Below are 17546 nucleotides of genomic sequence, written 5' to 3'. Positions count from 1 at the left end.
GCCGGGCCGGGCCGGGCGGAGCGGCGGTCCGCCCGGGTCAGCCGTCGATGTCGAGCCGCTGCGCCGTGGCCCGGGGCACCGGATAGGGGCGCTCGGGCGGAAGCAGCCGCTTCGCCTTCTCGGCCCGGCCGCCCTGGGCCAGTTCCGCCGCCTTGCGGGCCTGGGAGGTGACCTCGGTGATCCCGACGACCCACTCCTTGGCGTACCGCTCGATCAGCCCCCGGCCGACGCCGACCTGGATGCTGTAGTGATTGAGCGCGGCACCGCGCAGCGAGCGCTCCGGGTCCCACTGGACATGGACGGGGGCCTGGGCGACCCGGTCGGGGTGAGAGGTCGTCAGGACCGCCTGGGACAGGGCCTCCTCCCAGCCCTCGCGGGTGATGCGCACGGCGAGAATGCGCTCCTGTCCGGGCTTCCGGGCCCAGTTGCTGCGGTGCATGAGCCAGAGGAACGAGGGCTTGATCCAGGTCATGCGCCCGAAGGAGAACGGCGGAACGAAGGTCCCGGCCCGGAGGGCCGGTTCGGCGATGGCGGACGAGTAGGCCTGATAGACCACTATCGTCCGGTCGTCGTACTGGGCACGGATCTGACGCAGAGCAACCATGGGGAGATCGTTCCATCGTGGATCTTGCTCCGGCGAACCGTTTTCCCCCTTCCGCGTGTCGGCGGGTGCCGTGCGGCGGCACGGTACGGACGGGGGGAGCGGCGGGTCCCCTTCCGCCGGGGGCGTCGCCCGGGTGCGGGTGCCAGGCCGGTACGGGTGCCGAGCCGGTACGGGTGCCGGGCCGGTACGGGTCCCGTGCGGCTCCGGGTGCGGGCCGGGCCGATCACGGGCGACGGAGCCTGGTCCGCGCGGGGCCATCGGCCGCACACTGTGATCATGAAACGCACGAGGATCACGGGACTGCCGGGGACGGTGGTTCTGGCTCTGCTGGTCACGGCCTGCTCCGGCGGCTCTCCGTCCGAACGCGCCGACCGGCCCGCCGTCATCACCGTCGACCGGGAGTCGGCGCTGGTGGACGAGGCGGTGACGATACGCGTCAGCGGTCTGCGCGCGGGCGAGAAGGTGACGGTCACCGCCGAGACCGACGATGCCGGCGGAGTGACCTGGACCGGCCGGGCGACCTTCACGGCGGACCGGACCGGCGCGGTGGACCCGGCCCGGGCGAAGCCCTCGGCCGGGACCTATCGCGCGGCCGACGCCATGGGGCTGTTCTGGTCAATGGAACCCGAGCAGGGCTCCGCCGCCGCATCCGTCTTCGTCAGCGACGTTCTCCAGCGGCCCGTGGACACCGTCAGGGTCACGGCCCGTGCCGAGGGGCGGCCCGACGCCCACCGGGACCTCGCCCGCCGCTGGACGGCCGAGGGTGTGGAGAGCCGTGTCCTGCGGCTCACGGACGACAAGGTCGCGGGGCGGCTCTTCCTGCCCCCGGACGGCCGGGCCCGCCGGGCCCCGGTGCTGGTGTTCGGCGGTTCCGAGGGCGGCGTCGGCGGCATCGGCGCCGCGGCCCTGCTGGCCTCCCGCGGCCATGCGGCGCTCGCGCTCTGCTACTTCGGCTGCCCCGGTCTGCCCGACACGCTCAAGGAGGTACCGCTGGAGTACTTCGCCACCGCGGCCCGGACGCTGGGCCGGCTGTCCGGGGACGGACAGGAGCGGATGGCGGTCATGGGGACCTCGCGCGGGTCCGAAGCGGCGCAGCACCTGGCCCAGAACCACCCGGAGCTGATCCGGGACGCGGTCGTGTACGGGCCGGGCGACCGCTATCACCAGGGCTTCCCCGACGGCACCCGGCCCGCCTGGACGCTGAGGGACCGGCCGGTCCGGCCGGGGCCGATCGCGCTCGACCGGGTGCGCGGCACGGTGCTGGCGATCGCGGGCGGCGAGGACGCCCTGTGGGACGCGGCGGAGATGTCCGCCGCCATCGCCCGGCGGAGCGGGGAGTCGGGCCGGCACCGGGCCCTGATCTATCCGGAGGCGGGGCACGCCGTGGGGTCGTACCCCTATGTCCCGGCGGGGACCGAGGTCGTCCACCCGGTCGACAAGGTCTCCTTCTCCCTCGGCGGCACCCGGGCGGCGGACGCCCACGCCCGGGCCGACGCCTGGCCGCAGGTCCTCTCCCTCATCGGCCGCTGAGCCCGTCCCGCTCCGGAGCGAGGGGGTCCCGCCAGGAGCGGAACATGTCCGTCCGTAAGGCTTCCCCGGGCGCCTTAGGGTACGGAAATGGAATCGCACGCGTATCTGAAGGAACTGTTCTCCCTGGAGGGCCTGGTCGCGGTGGTGACCGGCGGCAGCTCCGGTATCGGCCGGGGGATCGCCGGGGCGCTGGCCCGGGCGGGTGCGTCCGTCGTGGTGGTGGCGCGCGGCGAGGCGGCGCTGGCCGACACCGTCGGGGCGCTGACCGACGAGGGCGGCCGGGCCGCGTGGGTCAGCGCCGACCTCGGCGACCGTGACGGGGTCCGGGCCGCCGCCGAAGGGGCGGTCGCGGCCTTCGGGGAGCCCGACATCCTCGTCAACTGCGCCGGGATCAATCTGCGGCCCCCGATGGACGAGCTGGGCGAGGAGGTGTGGGACACCACGATGGCGGTGAATCTGACGGCGCCGTTCCTGCTGGGGCAGCGCTTCGGGCCCGGCATGGCCGAGCGGGGCTATGGGCGGATCATCCACATCACCTCGCAGCAGGCGCACCGGGCGTTCGTCCGGAGCGGGGCCTACGGCGTCTCCAAGGGGGCGCTGGAGTCGCTGGCCCGTTCGCAGGCCGAGGCGTGGTCGTCGTCCGGGGTCACCTGCAACACGCTCGTTCCCGGGTTCGTCCCGACGCCGCTCAACGCCCGGCTGTGCGCGGAGCCGGGGCGGCTGGAGGAGCTGGCCGCGCGCACCCTGACCGGGCGCAACGGGCTGCCGGAGGACTTCGCGGGCGCGGCGGTGTTCCTGGCGGGCCGGGGCTCCTCCTATGTCACCGGGCAGGCGCTCTTCGTGGACGGCGGATTCTCCGTCCACTGAGACCCGGCCCGCTGAGATCCGGCCCACTGGGGCCGCGTGCGCAGGGGCCGCGTGCGTCGGCTCCGTGCCCGCACGGTCCGCACCCGAGTTGCCGGACGGGACGATCCGACTACCTTCGCAAAGGAGGACAGACGTCCCTGACCTCCAGGCATGTCGGCTCCCGTCCGCGCGCACGGCGGGAGCCGGGGCGAACCGAGGGAGAGCCGGATGGCGAAGCGGAAGAAGTTCATGGCGGAGGCGGCACGGCTGGCGACCGAGTCGGTGGTCAACGGCTGGGGCGGTCCGTTCGGCGCGGTGATCACCAAGAACGACGAGATCGTCGCCCGGGGTCAGAACCGGGTGCTGCTGACCGGTGACCCGACCGCGCACGGCGAGGTGGAGGCGATCCGCAAGGCGATCCAGGTGCTGAACCCCTGGGCTCCATCCATCCCGGAGACGCACCAGAACACCAGCACGCTCAAGCTCATCCGCGCCGAGCCCTCCGACCTGCTGCCCAAGCGGGCCCGGATGCTCAAGGGCTGCGAGATCTACACCAGCGGAGCACCCTGCCCGATGTGCATGAGCGCCATCTACTGGTCGCGGTGCGACGCCGTCTACTTCAGCTGCGATCTGAACGCCACCGCGAAGATCGGCTTCAGTGACGAGTACCAGTACGAGGACTTCAAGAAGCCGCTGCACGAACGGAGCATCCGGATCGAGCACTGCTACCCCGAGCTGGGGGCCGCCGCGTACCGGGCGTGGAGCGACAAGCCGAACCACCACCCCTACTGACCGCCGCCCCCGCCGCCGGCGCGGGAGGACCGGGCGGAGGGCGGGGCGGGCGGCCCACGCGGCTGAAGAAGGCGCGCCCCGCCCCTGGTGTCGGGCCGCACGGGGCGCGCGGGGCAGTACCGTACGCGCGTGAGTACCCATCAGCGCGAACCCCTGCGATTCCTCGTGCTCTCCGGTTCCGGGCGGGTCGGCGCGCTCAACACCCGGCTGGCCGCGCTCGCCACGGAGACCCTCTCCGCCCGGGGGTCGTCGGCCACCCTGGCCACCGTCAAGGAGTTCGAGGTGCCCGGGTACGACGGGGACCTCGAAGCCGCCGAGGGCATCCCCAAGGGGGCCGATCGGCTCAGGGAGGCGCTGGAGCAGTCCGACGCCCTGGTGATCGCGTCCCCCGAGTACAACGCCTCGATGCCCGGCACGGTCAAGAACCTCATCGACTGGACCTCGCGGTTCAGGCCCCAGCCCTTCAACGGGCGGCATGCCCTGGTGATGTCGGCCTCCCCCTCCATGACCGGGGGCAACCGGGGGCTGTGGTCGCTGAGGGTTCCCCTGGAGCATCTGGGCACACGGGTCTACCCGGACATGTTCTCGCTGGCCCAGGCCCATACCGCGTTCACCGCGGAGGGACGGCTCGGCGACCGGGTGCTCCAGGAGCGGTTCGAGAACACCGTCGACGACTTCATGAGTCTCGCCGAGGCCGCCACGCACTATCCGTGCGCCAGGAAGGCATGGGTCGAGTATCTGGGGGAACGCCCCGACGCCGCCATCGACCGCACCCAGCGGGGGTGCTGACCCCGGCCCGTCCCCACCGGACCCCGTCGGCCCCGGAGCACCCGCCCCCACCGGATACGGCCCTCCGCGGCGGAACGGGACCGCCGGGGCGCGGAATCCAGGCGTCCGGGAGCCGGACCCGGTCCGTCCGCGCATCCGGGCCGGGCACCCTTGATCATCCGAACGGGGTGGGGCAGCATCGAATGCCCCGCCCACCGGAGGAACGGCGGCACTCAGCGCCGGGGTCTCCCCGTCAGTCTGGACACAGCAGCCATGCCGCACACGCCGTACACACCGCCCGGCCCCGCCGCCCCGGCCGCGCCCACGGACACGACCGCCCCGGCGGCCGGGCCCCGGCTGCTCGCGGTGAGCGATCTGCATGTGGGCATGCGCGAGAACCGGGCCATCACCGAGTCGCTGCACCCCACCCACGAGGGGGACTGGCTGCTCGTGGCCGGGGACGTCGCCGAGACGACCGCCGACATCGGCTGGGCGCTGGGCCTGCTGGCCGACCGCTTCGCCCGCGTGGTCTGGGCCCCGGGCAACCATGAGCTGTGGACCCCGCGCGACGACACGGTGGATCTGCGCGGCGAGGAGCGCTACCGCCATCTCGTGGAGCTGTGCCGGGGGTTGGGCGTGCTGACCCCCGAGGACCCCTGGCCGGTGTGGACCGGTCCCGGCGGCCCCGTCGCGGTGGCCCCGCTCTTTCTGCTGTACGACTACAGCTGGCGGGTGCCGGGCGTCACGACCAAGGAGGAGTCGCTCGCGCGGGCGCACGAGACAGGGGTGGTGTGCACGGACGAGTTCCTGCTCCACCCGGACCCCTACCCGGGCCGCGACGCCTGGTGCCGCGCCCGGGTCGCGGCGACGCTGCGGCGGCTCGAAGCGCACGACCCCGCCGTCCCGCTGGTGCTGGTGAACCACTATCCGCTGGTGCGCGACCCCACCGATGTGCTCTGGCACCCCGAGTTCGCCCAGTGGTGCGGCACCGAGCTGACCGCCGACTGGCACCGCAGATTCCGTACCGAGGTCATGGTCTACGGCCATCTGCACATCCCCCGGACCACGCGGTACGACGGGGTGCGCTTCGAGGAGGTGTCCATCGGGTACCCGCGCGAGTGGCGCAAGCGGGGCCACCCCCTGGGGCTGCTGCGGCAGATCCTCCCCCACCCGCGGCCCGCGGACGGCCAGGCACCGCCGCCGGGGACGGCCGCGGGGGACGGCACCCCGGGGGCCCCGGCGTGATCGAGTCCCTGCTGCCCCCGGAGGCCGTCTGGGCCGAGCACTTCGGCCCCGACCCCTCCGCACGGCTCCTCCCCGAGGAGGAGCCGCATGTGGCGCAGGCCGTGGCCCGGCGCCGGGAGGAGTTCACCACCGTACGGGCGTGCGCCCGGCGCGCCTTCGCGGCGCTGGGTCTGCCGCCCGGCCCCGTGCTGCCCGGGGTGCGCAACGCGCCCCGGTGGCCCGCCGGTGTCGTCGGCAGCATGACCCACTGCGACGGCTACCGGGCGGCCGTGCTGGCCCGGGCCACGGATCTGGCGGCGATCGGGATCGACGCCGAGCCCGATCTGCCGCTGCCCGACGGGGTGCTGGAGGCGATCTCCCTGCCGGGGGAACGGGCCCGGCTCGGCCTCGGCGGCCCCGCCGCTCCACGCCCGCACGGCGGCCGGACGGTCTGCCGGGACCGGCTGCTGTTCAGCGCGAAGGAGGCGGTCTACAAGAGCTGGTATCCCCTGCTCGGTACCGAACTGGACTTCCACGAGGCCGACATCTCCTTCCACGGGGGACCGGACGGCACGGAGCGCGCGGGCGGAACGGAGCGCGCGGACAGCACGGTGCGCACGGAGGGAACGGGCGGTGTCTCGGGCACCTTCACCGCGCGCATCCTGCGGCCGGAGCGCGAGCCCGGCGGGCGGCTGGTCGAGGAGTTCACCGGCCGCTGGCTCTCGGAGCGGGGCATCCTCGTGACCGCGATCGGCGTCCCCGCCCCCCGGACCGTCCCCCGCTGAGCCCGCACCGGCCCCGGCTCAGCGGATGTCGCCCCGCCAGGACCACATCCGGGACCCGTCGGCGCCGGGCCCGTAGACCGCCCTGCCGCCGGGTCCGTAGCGGCCTATCTCGGTCCGCAGGGCGGCCTCGGCTCCCCCGTCGTCCGTCTCCCGGCGGCCGGTCACATCGAGCAGCAGCCCGTCGAGCGGACCGCCCACCAGCTCCACGTACTCCCGCCCCGGGCGCGGCCCCGGGGCGGGGTCGTCGTGCTCGGCCCCGTAGACCCGCCCCCGCATGATCTGTTCCTCGTCCATGTCCGCCAGCATCGCAGCCACCACTGACAACGGGCCCCTTTCCCCCCTCCCCACCGGCCCCGGCCTGCGGAAACTCCGGTGCCGCCGGGGCGGGTGCCCGCCTAGGGTGAGCCGATGGCACACATACGGGAGATGACCGAAGCCGATATCGACGCCGTCGCGGAGGTCCGGGTCCGGGGGTGGCGCTCCGCGTACGCGGGGATCGTTCCCGGCCCGTATCTGGACGCCCTGACGGTCGAGGAGGACGCCGCCCGGCGGCGGGAGTGGTTCACGCGTCCGCTCCGGCGGTCGCTGGACCTGGTCGCCGTCGCCCCGGGGAGCGGGGCCGCGGACACCGCCGGACCCGGCGGCGGGGCGGACGGCACGGTCGTGGGCTGGCTCGCGGCCGGTCCCTGCCGGGACGAACTCCCCGACGGGGACGGAGCCCAGGGCACAGCGGGCGAGGTCTACGCCCTGTACGTCCATCCGGACCGGGTGGGCGAGGGCTTCGGCCACGCCCTGCTCACCGCCGCCCACAGCCGACTGGCGGAGCGGGGGCACGGCTCCGCCGTGCTGTGGGTGCTCCGGGACAACCACCCCGCCCGCCGTTTCTACGCGCGGGCGGGCTATCAGGAAGACGGAGCGGCCAGGGACGACGTCTACGACGGTGTCGAGCTGACCGAGGTGCGCTGCCGCCGCCCGCTCCCCCCGCCGCCGCGACCGCCCTTCGGCCCGGCGGACCACCGCCCCGCCCGGTGACCCCACGCCCCGGCCCCGGCGTGATATCCCGTACGGCGGGCGGGACTCCGGCGGCGCGCCCTACCGTGGGCGGACGAACGGGCACGGACGACGGACGAACGGGCACGGATGAACGGGGCGCCGATGGACGACGGGACGCCGATGGACGGGACCTGGAACGGCGGTGACCCCGGTGTGCTGCGACTGCCCTCGGGGCGGCTGGTCAGGGGCCGCGGGCTCCGCCTGCCCCTGCCCCCGGGCCCCGCCCCCGCACTCACCCTGTGTCTGCTGGGCAGACCTCCGCGGGACGTCTGCCGCGCCGCTCCCCCCGGGGCCTCCTGGGACGTCCGCTGGGTCCGCTGGCCGGACTTCCTGCTGCCCCGTGATCGCGCGGGACTCCAACGCGCCCTGCTGGAGCTGCGGGAACGCGCCGGGACCGAGCGCGTCGAGATCGCCTGCGGCGGGGGCCGGGGCCGTACCGGTACCGCGCTGGCGCTGCTCGCCGTGCTCGACGGGGTGCCCGCGCGGGACGCGGTGGCCTTCGTCCGCGGGCACTACCACCCCCGCGCGGTGGAGACCCCCTGGCAGCACGCGTACGTCCGCCGGTTCACGGCGGCCCCTGGGCCCGGGTCACCGACAGGACCCTGACCCCGGCGGAGACGTAGTACACGGTGACGCAGCCGCCGACGAGGGCCTGCCGGTAGTCCCGTTCACGGATCGCCACGGACCCCGAGCCGTAGGGGTCGGACGCCAGGGACCGCAGCCCGGTGTCGAAGCGGGCTCTGGCCGTGCCGGACAGCGCGTCCAGACAGGCGCGCGCCTCGGTCGAGTACTGCACCCGGTACGCGCTCACCCGCCGCTCCCCGCCCGGCCGTCCTCCGGGGCGGTGAAGCCCGTGAAGTCGCCCGTGCGCAACTGGTCGGCGAGGGCGTCGTCCTCGTCCCTCGCCTCCTGGGGCAGCCCCCAGCGCGCGGCGATCAGCGGCACGTCGAGCAGCGGCGCGGAGCCGACCTCCCGGTCGAACGCCGCGCGCTGCTCCCGGGGGAGGGAGGCGCGGATTCCGTCCAGCGTTCCGGGCAGATCCACGGTCCGGCCGCCGATGCGTGTCCGCAGTACGGGTTCCTCACCCACGGCACACCCCTCTCCCCCGGTCGCTCCCGGACGTCGTGGTGTTCCGTCCGCGGTCCCCCGGATTCTGCCCCGGAGCGGGGGCGGGCGCGGGGGCGGCCCCCGGCGTACGGGGCCGTTCCGTCGCACCCGGCGCCCTGGGCGCGCGCCCCCTCCCGGACGGCACCGGGGTGCCCGGGAGGGGGCGCGCTCCGTGGGGCTGACGGTGGGCCACAGCCGTACCGTCCGGCCCCGGAACCGTAGCGTCCGGCGTCAGAGCCGGACCTTCCAGCTCACGTCGCCCTTCAGCGTGGCCGCGATCCGCGGGTCGCGCACCGACGGGGTGCGGTCGTCGACGGTCGCCGAGAGGGTGTGGGTGCGGAAGTCGATCAGCCCCTTGACGATCCTCGCGACCGGGACCTCGGTACGGCCCGCGAGGTGCTTCAGCTCCTTGCCGTCCAGGTACCAGCGCACCCGGAGCTGTCGTCCGTCCGCGCCCGTCAGCCGGGGCACGGCGACCTTCGCGGTGGACCGCAGCCGCAGCGGGCGGTCGGTGGGGGTCAGCGCCGTGACGGGCTTCGCGTGCCGGTAGAAACCGGCGATCATCGCTTCGACGCCCGGCAGGTTGAAGGGCTTGCCGTTGACCCGCATCAGGGAGTTGTCGGTGGGCCGGAACAGCCCTTCGACGTAGTAGCCGCCGCCCTCGTGGGTGCCGACGGTGCCGCCGTCGGGAGAGGTCTCGCCGAGCCAGCGGTGCCACTTGACCCGCTGCCGGCCGATCTCGTCGGCGGTCAGCGTGGAGATGTTGGAGTCCGCGGGCTCGGCGCCGGTGTACCGCTCGTATCCGGGGTAGCCGGGGTAGAAGTACTCGTCGGCGAGCTTTCCGAGGGAGTGACCGGTCTCGTGGATGGCGACCTGTCCGGACTTCTCGTTCCCGGCCGAGGCGGTGGCGATGCCCTCGTAGCCGAGGGTGGGGCTGGGCTGGTTGTAGCCCGCGCCGCCGTACTTGGCGCTGTTCGCGAGCACGAGCACCAGATCGGCCTCGGGGGCCTTGGCGACATAGCCGTCGACCTTGGCCTCGTCGACGCAGAGCAGCCGCTCGATGTCGCCGCACCAGAAGTACGAGCCGAGGGCGGTGTCCCTGACCGTGGCCCTGTCCGGGTCGCCGGAGACACCGGACTCGTTGGAGACCGCGTCGACCGTCCAGACGTTGAAGAGGTTGCGGTAGGTGGTGTACGGCTCGACGGCGGTCAGCTCGGCCCACTTCTCCCGGGCGTCGGCGCGGAAGGCGCCCAGCTCCGCCTCGGTGTAGCCGTCGCCCACGACGACGATGTCCAGCCGGTCGGCGGTGGAGCCGTTGTCGACGATCTTGCTGACGGTGCCGTCCCGCTGCTGCTCCCGGGCGGAGAGCCGGGGGCTCGGACGCTGTGTACCGTTCTGCGGTACCTCGATATGACCGGAACCGGCGGCGGTGCCGTGTTCCGGCCCGGGTATCTCGACCTCGACCAGGGCGGGCGCGGGCGGCTTCGGTGCGGCGGCGGCGCCGCCGGGGGCGGTGGCGAGTACGGCGGTGACGGCGGTGGCCACACCGGCGGCCGTCATGGCTCTGCGCAGCGCTGGGCGCATGGGTCCTCCCAGGAGGGCGACATGGGCGACTTAAGTGACTTAATAAGTCTGATGAATGGCTTGTTTAAGCTAGGGGGTGTCCGAGGGGTGCGCAATGCCTCCTTGTCCCCGAATACTGTGGACTCCGAGTCACCAGGGGGGTTTTCATGGATGAACCGGTCGAGATCGGACGGAGGGTGCAGCGGCTGCGCACCGAGCGCGGACTGACCCAGCGGCAGCTCGCCGAGCCGTCGTACACACCCGCGTACATCTCCACCCTGGAGTCCGGGAAGGTCAGGCCGTCCGAGACGGCGCTGCGCTTCCTCGCGGGACGGCTGGGCACCTCGTACGAGGAGCTGACGACCGGGCGCCCCGCCCGGCTCGGGACCGAGCTGCGGCTCGGGCTCACCGACGCCCAGCGGGAACTGGCCACCGGCGCCGCCGACGAGGCGGCCGTCCACTACCGTCGGCTGCTGACCGACGCGGAACACCTCGATCTGGTGCCCGAGCAGGCGGAGGCCCTGCTCGGGCTCGGGGACTGCGCGCTGGAGACCGGCGATCTGGAGGACGCGCGGCGGCACTTCGAGGAGGCCGAGCGGCTGCTCGGCGAGGAGCCGCTGCCCCGGCGGGCCCGCGCGCTCCGGGGCCGCGCCGTCGCCCATCTGCTCGCCGGGGAGCTGCGGTACGCCTGCTATCTGCTGGAGTCCGCGATCGACGGGCTGGCGGCGAGCGACCTCGCCGACCCGGAGGCGCTGGTCCTGCTGTACACGGCCGTCATCGGCCCGTACATCGACATGGGGGCGCACGCACGGGCCGCGCACGCCGCCGAACTGGCCCTGGCGCTGGCCCCCCGGGTCTCGGACCCGGCCCTGGTGGCGGGCATGCACCGGCAGGTCGCCCGGACCTTCCTCGCCGAGGGCCGCACCGACGACGCCGACGCCTCCCTCGCCCGGGCCCAGTCGATCTACCGTCAGCTCCGGCTGCACACCGACCTCGCCCACTGCCACTGGATGCGCGGCTATGTGCACGCGCAGAACGCGGAACTCGTCCCCGCGGAACGGGAGCTGCGCACCGCGCGCGACATGCTCACCGCGAAGCGGGCCACGCTCTACACCGCGCAGGTGGAGGTGGAGCTGGCGGATGTGCTGCGGCGGCTCGGGCGCCACGAGGAGGCGGCGGAGCTGCTGTCGGCGCTGCTGGAGCTGGACGACGGGCACGGCGCCGTGCACGCGGGCGGCGCGCACCGGCTGCTGGGGCTGATCGCCGAGGAGCGGGGCGATCCGGAGGCGGCCGAGGAGCACTACGTCCGGGCGCTCGGCCTGCTGGAGCGGAGCGGGGCCAGCGGTGATCTGGCGGATCTCTGCCGACTGCTGGGGGATCTGCTGCGCCGGGGCGGCCGGGTGGAGGCCGCGCTCGACGTCTACCGCACCGGCCTCGGCCACCGCGCCGCCCCCGGCACGACCACCCTGGGCCCGTCCCCGGCGACTCCCCCGTTCCGCCCGCACTGACCGGCCCCGGCCGGCGGGAGCGCGGGCCCCGGCCCCCGCCGCGGCTCAGGGGTGGCGGTCGGCGCCCGCGCCGCCGGTCGCGGTGATCGCTCCGGCGGGGCAGAGCCAGGCGGACTCCTGTGCGGCGGCGTGCTGTTCCGGGTCGGGGCGGGGGTTCAGCAGCAGCACCCGGCCGTCTTCGGCGTCCTGGTCGAACAGCCCGGGGGCGGTCAGCGCGCACATACCTGCCCCGAGGCAGCGCTCGCGGTCGATCCTGATCTCCACGGAATGGTCCTTTCCGCTGTCGGCGTTCCGTCCGGCGTCCGGTGCGGACGGGTCCCGGGCACGCTGCGGCTACCAGGCGACCGGCAGTCCGTGCACACCGCCGAGGACGTTCACACCCTCGCGCAGGGGGACCTCGTCGGCCGGGACGGCGAGCCGCAGCCCGGGGAAGCGCGCGAGCAGCGCGGGCAGGGCGACGGTGAGTTCGACGCGGGCGAGCTGCTGGCCGAGGCACTGGTGGATGCCGTGGCCGAAGGCGAGATGTCCGGTCGTGCGGCGGCCCAGGTCGAGCGTGTCGGGGTCGGGGAAGCGCTCGGCGTCGCGGTTGGCCGCCTCGATGGAGAGGGTCACGGTGTCTCCCGCGCGGATGGTGTGCCCGTCGATCTCGACGTCCTCCAGCGCCGTCCGTATCCCGGTGTGGGCGATGCTCAGATAGCGCAGCAGCTCCTCGACCGCCGGTGCGGCGAGTTCGGGTTCGGCGCGCAGCCGGGCGAGCTGCTCGGGGTGGCTCAGCAGGGCGAAGGTGCCGTAGGCGATCATATTGGCGGTGGTGTCGAGGCCCGCGGCGAGCAGAAAGCTCCCGATGCCCGCGAGTTCGGCGTCGGTGAACCCGCCGTCGGTGACGAGGTCGCTGAGCAGGTCGTCGGTGGGCGCGGTCCGCTTGGCGGTGATCAGTTCCTGGATGTACGAGGAGAGGTCCGCCATGGCGGCGATCTGCTCCTCCAAGGTCACGTCGACCCCGCTGAGCGCGGCGGTGTACCCCTGGAACCGGCTCCGGTCCGTGTAGGGCACGCCGAGGAGTTCGCAGATCACCAGGGTGGGAACGGGCTGGGCGAACGCCGTCACCAGGTCGGCGGAGGTGCCCTGGCGCTCCATGGCGTCGAGGTGTTCGGCGGTGATCTCCTCGACCCGTTCGGTCAGCAGCCGCATCCGGCGGACGGTGAACGCGCCCGCGAGGCGCCGCCGGTAGCGGGTGTGCTCGGGCGCGTCCATGGCGGTGAGGTCGCCCGCCGGCGCCGAGGGGATGCCGTCGAAGTCCAGCTCGAAGGGGAGGTGCATCAGCTCCAGGCGGGAGCTGAAACGAGGGTCCGCCAGGATCTTCCGGACGGCGGGGTGGCCGGTCGCCAGCCAGCCCACATGTCCGTCGGGGTAGCGCATGGGGCGGAGCGGCTGTTCGTCCCGGAGCGCGGTCAGTCCGGGGGACGGGCCGAAGGGACAGCGCTGGTTCAGCGCGGGCGGCGGCACCGGGCCGGCCGTCGGCGCCGCCCCGTTTCCGCCCCGTGCGGTGGCTGTTTCTGTCGGGAGCCGGTCGTGCATCGTGTCCTCCTGTCGCGGTCGGCGCCGTCGCGGTCCGTGCGACGGCGCGCGACGGGGGTGCTCCGCCCGGTCGGGGCGGGAGCGCCGTCGGCGTTCCTGTGCGCGGGGCCGTCCGCCATCGGCGTGGCGTCACCGACCGCTGCACATGGCGCCAATATGGCACCACTACTGCGCCATCACAAGAGAAAAATGGCACCGCCATAGCATCATGGCGGAAAATCGATGGCACCCCGTCACCTCTCCCGCTGTCCACCGGAGTGGGTGCGGACCGGTGGGGCGGGCCCGGTGATACAGGAAGGGCCCGCGCCGCCGGGTGGCGGTGCGGGCCCTTCGGGCTGTGCTCAGGAACCGGTCACCCCTTGTCGGGGCGCTCGGTCACCCGGAGCGTGTTGAGCAGGGGCTTGCCGTACCCCTGGTGGGCGACGAAGCGGACGTTGAGCGTCCCGTCCGTCACGGTGACGGTGTACGTGCGCTGGACGGCCGCGTACGAACCGGCCTCCAGGGCGATGTCCAGCGAGGGCAGGACCTCGACCCCCTCGGCGAGGACGTCGAAGACCCGCTTGTTCGGCCGGACGCCGCTCACCTCGGCGAAGCCCAGCTCCACCGTGTAGACGCCGTTCGGCACGTTGTCGAAGCGGTACTCGTACATCCCCTCACGGGCGGTGCGGAAGAGACCGGGGTCGGTGGTTCCCGTGATGGTGCGCCCGGTCGACCGCGTGGAGGTGTTCCCCTGGTAGCCGTAGGAGCCCGCGGTGTAGCGGCGGTCGGGGCTCCAGGTGTCGCCGAGGCTGTCCACGGCACTCGCGCCCGCCCCCGCGTCCAGGGCGGCCTGGTAGCGCGGCACGACGACCTTGACCGGCACCGTCAGGACCGGGCTGCGCCCGCTCTGGGACGCGACGCGCACCTCGGTCGTCAGCGTGGTGCCGGGGGTGAGCCCCGCCGTGTCCACGGAGAGGGTCAGCGGCTGCTTCTGTCCGGTCGCCAGCTCACCGGAGCCGGGGCCGACGGTCAGCCAGGGGGCGTCCTCGGTGACCGTGTACGGCGTCGGCGCGCCCGTGTTGGACAGTTCGAGGACACGGGTGCGCCGCTGGTCCCCCGGGGCGACGATGTCGAGCGCGGCGCGGGAGGCGGCGACCTTGCCGGTCTTCAGCGACTCGTCGAGCGTCACGACGGTGTCGGCGCCGACCGGGACGGTGCGCTCCGCCTTCTGGTACGCGGCGGCGGTCACCCCGACGACCTGGTCCCCGGAGGGTGCCTGGAGGGCGTAGCCGCCGTCGGCCCCGGTGACGGCGGTCGCCGCCGTCGCGCCGGACCCCACGGTGACCTGGGCGCCCTCGACCGCCTTGCCGTCGTTGGCGTCGAGCACCTGGCCGCGCACCACACCGTGCCGGGTGGTGCGGAACGCGATCGACAGACCCTCGCTGAGGGCGGCGCTGTTGAACGAGTAGAGGAAGGCGTCGGTCCCGGCCGCGTTCTCCACCCCGATCGTCGCGCTCGACCCGGTGCGCAGCCCGGCGCCGATGTTCTTGTAGTGGTACGCGATCCTGCCGTCCTCACCGATCTGCGCGGAGAACGAGAACCGCTCGCCCTGCGCCGACCAGTGGGCGACATTGCGCCACTCGACGACGAACGAACGGTGGGGGGCGGTGCCCACGACGCCGGTGTGGACGCCGGAGCCCTCGCCGCCGACGATCAGGTCGTCCCAGAACGGGTACAGGGCGGCGTTCGGGGTCGCGGTGCTCGGGATCGACACGTTGCTGTCGCTGGTGTGCGCGCCGCCGAAGCTCACATGGCCGTTGGTGGTCACATGGACGGTGGAGTAGCTCCTGCCGTACAGCGGTACGGGGAACGGCAGCCGGACCGCCTCGGTGACCGAGTCGCCGGTCAGCGCGAGCTGCTGGGTGCCCGCCGCGTAGCCCGTGCCCCCGGCGGCGGCACAGCCGTAGCCGAAGGTGTCGGTGCGCTGCGGCAGGGCGACCGTCGTGGTGACCGGCCCGGACCCGGTGACGGAGAGCTGCACGGACCCGGCGGTCAGGCAGCGGTGGGCGGAGGAGGCCCGCAGGGTGTAGTCGCCGTGCGGCAGGGTGACCTCGAAGCGTCCCTCGGCGTCCGTGGTCGCGGTCACGGGGGTGTCCGCGACGGTGATGTCCGCCTGTGCCACGGGCTGCGAGCCCGCCGTCACCGTGCCGGTGACCGTGGCGGAGGGGGCCTGGGTGAGCTGGAAGTCCTCGGTCCGGGTGGCTCCCTCGGCGACGGGGACCCCCGCCGACGAGGTGCTGCCGTAGCCGAACTTGGAGACCGTCACGGTGTAGGCGCCCGCCGACAGGGCGGGGAAGGTGTAGCGGCCCTGGGCGTCGGTGGTCGCGGCGCGGTCGATGGGACCGTCGGCGACGACCCGCGCGCCGGTCACCGCGGTGCCGCCGGAGGTGACGGTTCCGGCCAGGGCGCCCACGGGGCCGCGCGGGGCGGCCTGGACGGCGGCGAGGACGTCGAGCCGGCCCTCGCCGAAGACGTTGTTGTCGGCGGCGGTGCCACCGCAGGTGGTGCTGTCCACGTCCACGGCGGTCTGGTCGAGCAGGGCCTCGGTCTGGGCCACGTCGCCCTGGAGCGCGGGGGCGGCGGCCCAGACCAGCGCGACCGCGGCGGCGGTGTGCGGGGAGGCCATCGAGGTCCCGGACATGGAGCCGTAGCCGCCGCTGCGGATCGACGAGCGGATGTTGGAGCCGGGCGCGGCGATGTTGGGCTTGATCCCGCCCTGGTCCCCGGCGCCGCGCGAGGAGAACGAGGCGATGGCGTTGTTGCTGTCGAACGCCCCGGAGCTGTAGGAGGCCACGTAGTCGCCCGGTGAGCCGGAGGTCGCGCAGCCGGGGCCGTTGTTGCCGTTGGAGAAGGCCGGGAAGACGCCCGCCGCGCGCCAGCTGTTGACGATGTCCTTGTACCAGGGGTTGTGGACGGTGCTGCCCCAGGAGTTGTTGACGATGTCGGGGGCGAGGTCGGGCCGCGGGTTCTGGCCGTTGCGGTCCGTGGGGGCGACGATCCACTGCCCGGAGGCCATCAGGGAGGTCTGGGAGCAACTGGTCGTCTCGCAGCCCTTGGCGGCGATCCAGGTGGCCCCGGGGGCGACACCGATCTTGTTGGCTCCGCCGTCGTCGCCGACCATCGTTCCCATGGTGTGGGTGCCGTGGTCGTTGTTGTCGCAGGGGGCGGTGCCGGAGCACACGCGCGCGGGGTCGATCCAGTTGTAGTCGTGGCTGTAGGTGCCGTCGGCGTTGCGGCCCCGGTACGACTGGTCCACGGCGGGGTGCTGGTAGTCCACCCCGGTGTCGATGTTGGCGACGACGATGCCCTCGCCGCGTACGCCGAACTGGTCCCACACCTGGGGGGCCTTGATCCGGTCGACGTTCCACTCGACCGCGTCGACGGTGTCCTCCCGCACCCCCGGGAGGGGCCGGGGGATGGAGACGGTGTCCTCGGCGTCGATCCGGGCGACCTCGGGGCGCTGGGCGAGGGTGTCGGCGAGCTTGGGGCCGCCGACGACCCGCACCGCGTTGACGATCCAGTACGAGGTGTACTCGGCCCGGACGCCCTCCAGGGCCTCGATCAGCCCCGCCTGGGTGCGCCGGGCGTGGTCGCGCTGGGCCGTGTGGACGGCCGCCGCCTTGGCCGCCTTGGTGGAGGCGCGCGCGGCGCGGCTCAGATCGGCGGCGCTGTCCAGATAGACCCAGAAGGCGGCCTTGCCGCCGTCGAGCTGCTCCTGGAGCCGGGGTTCGATCTTCCGCTCGGCCGCCGTGGGTGACGGGGTGGGGTCGGGGGCGGGAGCGGCGAGCGCCGTTCCCCCGCCGAGCGGTAAGAGGGCGAACGAGAGCAGCGCCGCGCAGGTCGTGCGCAGCGGTCTGGTCCGTCTGGTCCCTCTGGTCCGTGGTGCCACGTTGTCTCCTTGTGCTCGCGGCGGCCGAACCGCCGGTAGAAGTGCAGGAAACGTGCGTGCTTCACAGGCAAATCGCCCGAATTGTTGCCATGAACGGGTCAAGAACCGTGTGCCATCGTGGAACAGCCGACACCCGGGGAACAAGAGGGCATGGAGGTCCCGTACGCTTCATGCCCTCCCCGCTCTGGACGGGACAACGCAGAGGACCCGTGCGGAAGCCGATCCTCCGTCACATGGGGTCCCTCGATGCGGTCCGGCTC

Annotated in this window: 17 protein-coding genes; 9 read left to right on the top strand and 8 right to left on the bottom strand. The window is 73.8% G+C overall.

The annotated features are described in order from the left end of the window. Positions 1–37 precede the first annotated feature (37 nt). Positions 38–604: a DUF4291 domain-containing protein gene (locus CRV15_RS27665; RefSeq protein ID WP_003957837.1), complete on the bottom strand. Its 567-nt coding sequence runs from the start codon at positions 602–604 to the stop codon at positions 38–40. 276 nt (positions 605–880) lie between these two features. Here CRV15_RS27665 and CRV15_RS27660 point away from each other — a divergent pair, with 276 nt between their 5' ends. From CRV15_RS27660 to CRV15_RS27630, 6 genes are all read left to right on the top strand, one after another. Beyond that, positions 881–2134, top strand: a complete 1254-nt coding sequence (locus tag CRV15_RS27660) for an acyl-CoA thioesterase/bile acid-CoA:amino acid N-acyltransferase family protein (RefSeq protein ID WP_003959259.1) — start codon at positions 881–883, stop codon at positions 2132–2134. Between the two features lie 87 nt (positions 2135–2221). Further along, positions 2222–3001, top strand: a complete 780-nt coding sequence (locus CRV15_RS27655) for an SDR family NAD(P)-dependent oxidoreductase (protein ID WP_003959260.1) — start codon at positions 2222–2224, stop codon at positions 2999–3001. 207 nt (positions 3002–3208) lie between these two features. Beyond that, the gene (locus tag CRV15_RS27650; RefSeq protein WP_003957840.1) at positions 3209–3772 is read left to right on the top strand and encodes a nucleoside deaminase; all 564 of its coding nucleotides are present in this window, start codon (positions 3209–3211) and stop codon (positions 3770–3772) included. A gap of 129 nt (positions 3773–3901) precedes the next feature. After that, positions 3902–4561, top strand: a complete 660-nt coding sequence (locus tag CRV15_RS27645) for an NADPH-dependent FMN reductase (RefSeq protein WP_230864083.1) — start codon at positions 3902–3904, stop codon at positions 4559–4561. A gap of 252 nt (positions 4562–4813) precedes the next feature. Further along, positions 4814–5785 carry a metallophosphoesterase family protein gene (locus CRV15_RS27635; RefSeq protein ID WP_003957843.1) on the top strand — a complete coding sequence of 324 codons (972 nt, stop codon included), beginning with the start codon at positions 4814–4816 and terminating at the stop codon, positions 5783–5785. Then, on the top strand, positions 5782–6549 hold the full coding sequence (locus CRV15_RS27630) for a 4'-phosphopantetheinyl transferase family protein (RefSeq protein ID WP_003957844.1): 768 nt from the start codon (positions 5782–5784) through the stop codon (positions 6547–6549). The genes CRV15_RS27635 and CRV15_RS27630 overlap by 4 nt, the downstream gene beginning before the upstream one ends. A gap of 18 nt (positions 6550–6567) precedes the next feature. Here the strand turns inward: CRV15_RS27630 and CRV15_RS27625 are convergent, their stop codons facing one another. Further along, positions 6568–6843 carry a hypothetical protein gene (locus CRV15_RS27625; RefSeq protein ID WP_029182806.1) on the bottom strand — a complete coding sequence of 92 codons (276 nt, stop codon included), beginning with the start codon at positions 6841–6843 and terminating at the stop codon, positions 6568–6570. A gap of 114 nt (positions 6844–6957) precedes the next feature. On the opposite strand from CRV15_RS27625, the gene CRV15_RS27620 reads away from it, so the two are divergent. Both CRV15_RS27620 and CRV15_RS27615 read left to right on the top strand, forming a co-directional pair. Then, a complete protein-coding gene (locus CRV15_RS27620; RefSeq protein WP_003957845.1) occupies positions 6958–7581 on the top strand; it encodes a GNAT family N-acetyltransferase in 624 nt (207 codons plus the stop codon). Positions 7582–7722: 141 nt separating this feature from the next. Then, entirely contained in the window at positions 7723–8208 is a 486-nt protein-coding gene (locus CRV15_RS27615; protein WP_029182807.1) for a protein-tyrosine phosphatase family protein, read from the top strand. Here CRV15_RS27615 and CRV15_RS27610 read toward each other — a convergent pair. The 3 genes from CRV15_RS27610 to CRV15_RS27600 form a co-directional block, all read right to left on the bottom strand. Beyond that, positions 8168–8413 (bottom strand): type II toxin-antitoxin system RelE family toxin, encoded by a 246-nt coding sequence (locus CRV15_RS27610; RefSeq protein WP_009995096.1) that lies wholly within the window; start codon positions 8411–8413, stop codon positions 8168–8170. The two genes, CRV15_RS27615 and CRV15_RS27610, sit on opposite strands and share 41 nt — an antisense overlap. Then, positions 8410–8691: a hypothetical protein gene (locus CRV15_RS27605; RefSeq protein WP_009995098.1), complete on the bottom strand. Its 282-nt coding sequence runs from the start codon at positions 8689–8691 to the stop codon at positions 8410–8412. The genes CRV15_RS27610 and CRV15_RS27605 overlap by 4 nt, the downstream gene beginning before the upstream one ends. A gap of 249 nt (positions 8692–8940) precedes the next feature. Continuing rightward, on the bottom strand, positions 8941–10293 hold the full coding sequence (locus tag CRV15_RS27600; RefSeq protein WP_003959265.1) for a M64 family metallopeptidase: 1353 nt from the start codon (positions 10291–10293) through the stop codon (positions 8941–8943). Between the two features lie 146 nt (positions 10294–10439). Between CRV15_RS27600 and CRV15_RS27595 the strand changes: the two genes are divergently transcribed. Then, complete coding sequence (locus CRV15_RS27595) at positions 10440–11780, top strand: helix-turn-helix domain-containing protein (protein WP_003959266.1); 1341 nt, start codon at positions 10440–10442, stop codon at positions 11778–11780. 45 nt (positions 11781–11825) lie between these two features. Here the strand turns inward: CRV15_RS27595 and CRV15_RS27590 are convergent, their stop codons facing one another. The 3 genes from CRV15_RS27590 to CRV15_RS27580 all read right to left on the bottom strand — a co-directional run bounded on the left by CRV15_RS27590 (position 11826) and on the right by CRV15_RS27580 (position 17286). After that, entirely contained in the window at positions 11826–12044 is a 219-nt protein-coding gene (locus CRV15_RS27590; RefSeq protein ID WP_003957850.1) for a ferredoxin, read from the bottom strand. Positions 12045–12113: 69 nt separating this feature from the next. After that, positions 12114–13358, bottom strand: a complete 1245-nt coding sequence (locus CRV15_RS27585) for a cytochrome P450 (RefSeq protein ID WP_003959267.1) — start codon at positions 13356–13358, stop codon at positions 12114–12116. A 352-nt stretch (positions 13359–13710) separates the two neighbouring features. Beyond that, on the bottom strand, positions 13711–17286 hold the full coding sequence (locus CRV15_RS27580) for a S8 family serine peptidase (protein ID WP_003959269.1): 3576 nt from the start codon (positions 17284–17286) through the stop codon (positions 13711–13713). Positions 17287–17546: the final 260 nt, after the last annotated feature.

The sequence above is a fragment of the Streptomyces clavuligerus genome, assembly GCF_005519465.1.
Lineage (GTDB): Bacteria > Actinomycetota > Actinomycetes > Streptomycetales > Streptomycetaceae > Streptomyces > Streptomyces clavuligerus.
The sequence above is the reverse complement of the archived record's forward strand: the minus strand, read 5'-3'. Positions and strand labels throughout refer to the sequence as shown.

Bases quoted from the DNA above. Each gene is read 5' to 3' on its own strand.
- CRV15_RS27665 (WP_003957837.1), bottom strand. From the start codon at position 604: ATGGTTGCTCTGCGTCAGATCCGTGCCCAGTACGACGACCGGACGATA.
- CRV15_RS27660 (WP_003959259.1), top strand. From the start codon at position 881: ATGAAACGCACGAGGATCACGGGACTGCCGGGGACGGTGGTTCTGGCT.
- CRV15_RS27655 (WP_003959260.1), top strand. From the start codon at position 2,222: ATGGAATCGCACGCGTATCTGAAGGAACTGTTCTCCCTGGAGGGCCTG.
- CRV15_RS27650 (WP_003957840.1), top strand. From the start codon at position 3,209: ATGGCGAAGCGGAAGAAGTTCATGGCGGAGGCGGCACGGCTGGCGACC.
- CRV15_RS27635 (WP_003957843.1), top strand. From the start codon at position 4,814: ATGCCGCACACGCCGTACACACCGCCCGGCCCCGCCGCCCCGGCCGCG.
- CRV15_RS27625 (WP_029182806.1), bottom strand. From the start codon at position 6,843: ATGGACGAGGAACAGATCATGCGGGGGCGGGTCTACGGGGCCGAGCAC.
- CRV15_RS27620 (WP_003957845.1), top strand. From the start codon at position 6,958: ATGGCACACATACGGGAGATGACCGAAGCCGATATCGACGCCGTCGCG.
- CRV15_RS27615 (WP_029182807.1), top strand. From the start codon at position 7,723: ATGGACGGGACCTGGAACGGCGGTGACCCCGGTGTGCTGCGACTGCCC.
- CRV15_RS27600 (WP_003959265.1), bottom strand. From the start codon at position 10,293: ATGCGCCCAGCGCTGCGCAGAGCCATGACGGCCGCCGGTGTGGCCACC.
- CRV15_RS27595 (WP_003959266.1), top strand. From the start codon at position 10,440: ATGGATGAACCGGTCGAGATCGGACGGAGGGTGCAGCGGCTGCGCACC.
- CRV15_RS27585 (WP_003959267.1), bottom strand. From the start codon at position 13,358: ATGCACGACCGGCTCCCGACAGAAACAGCCACCGCACGGGGCGGAAAC.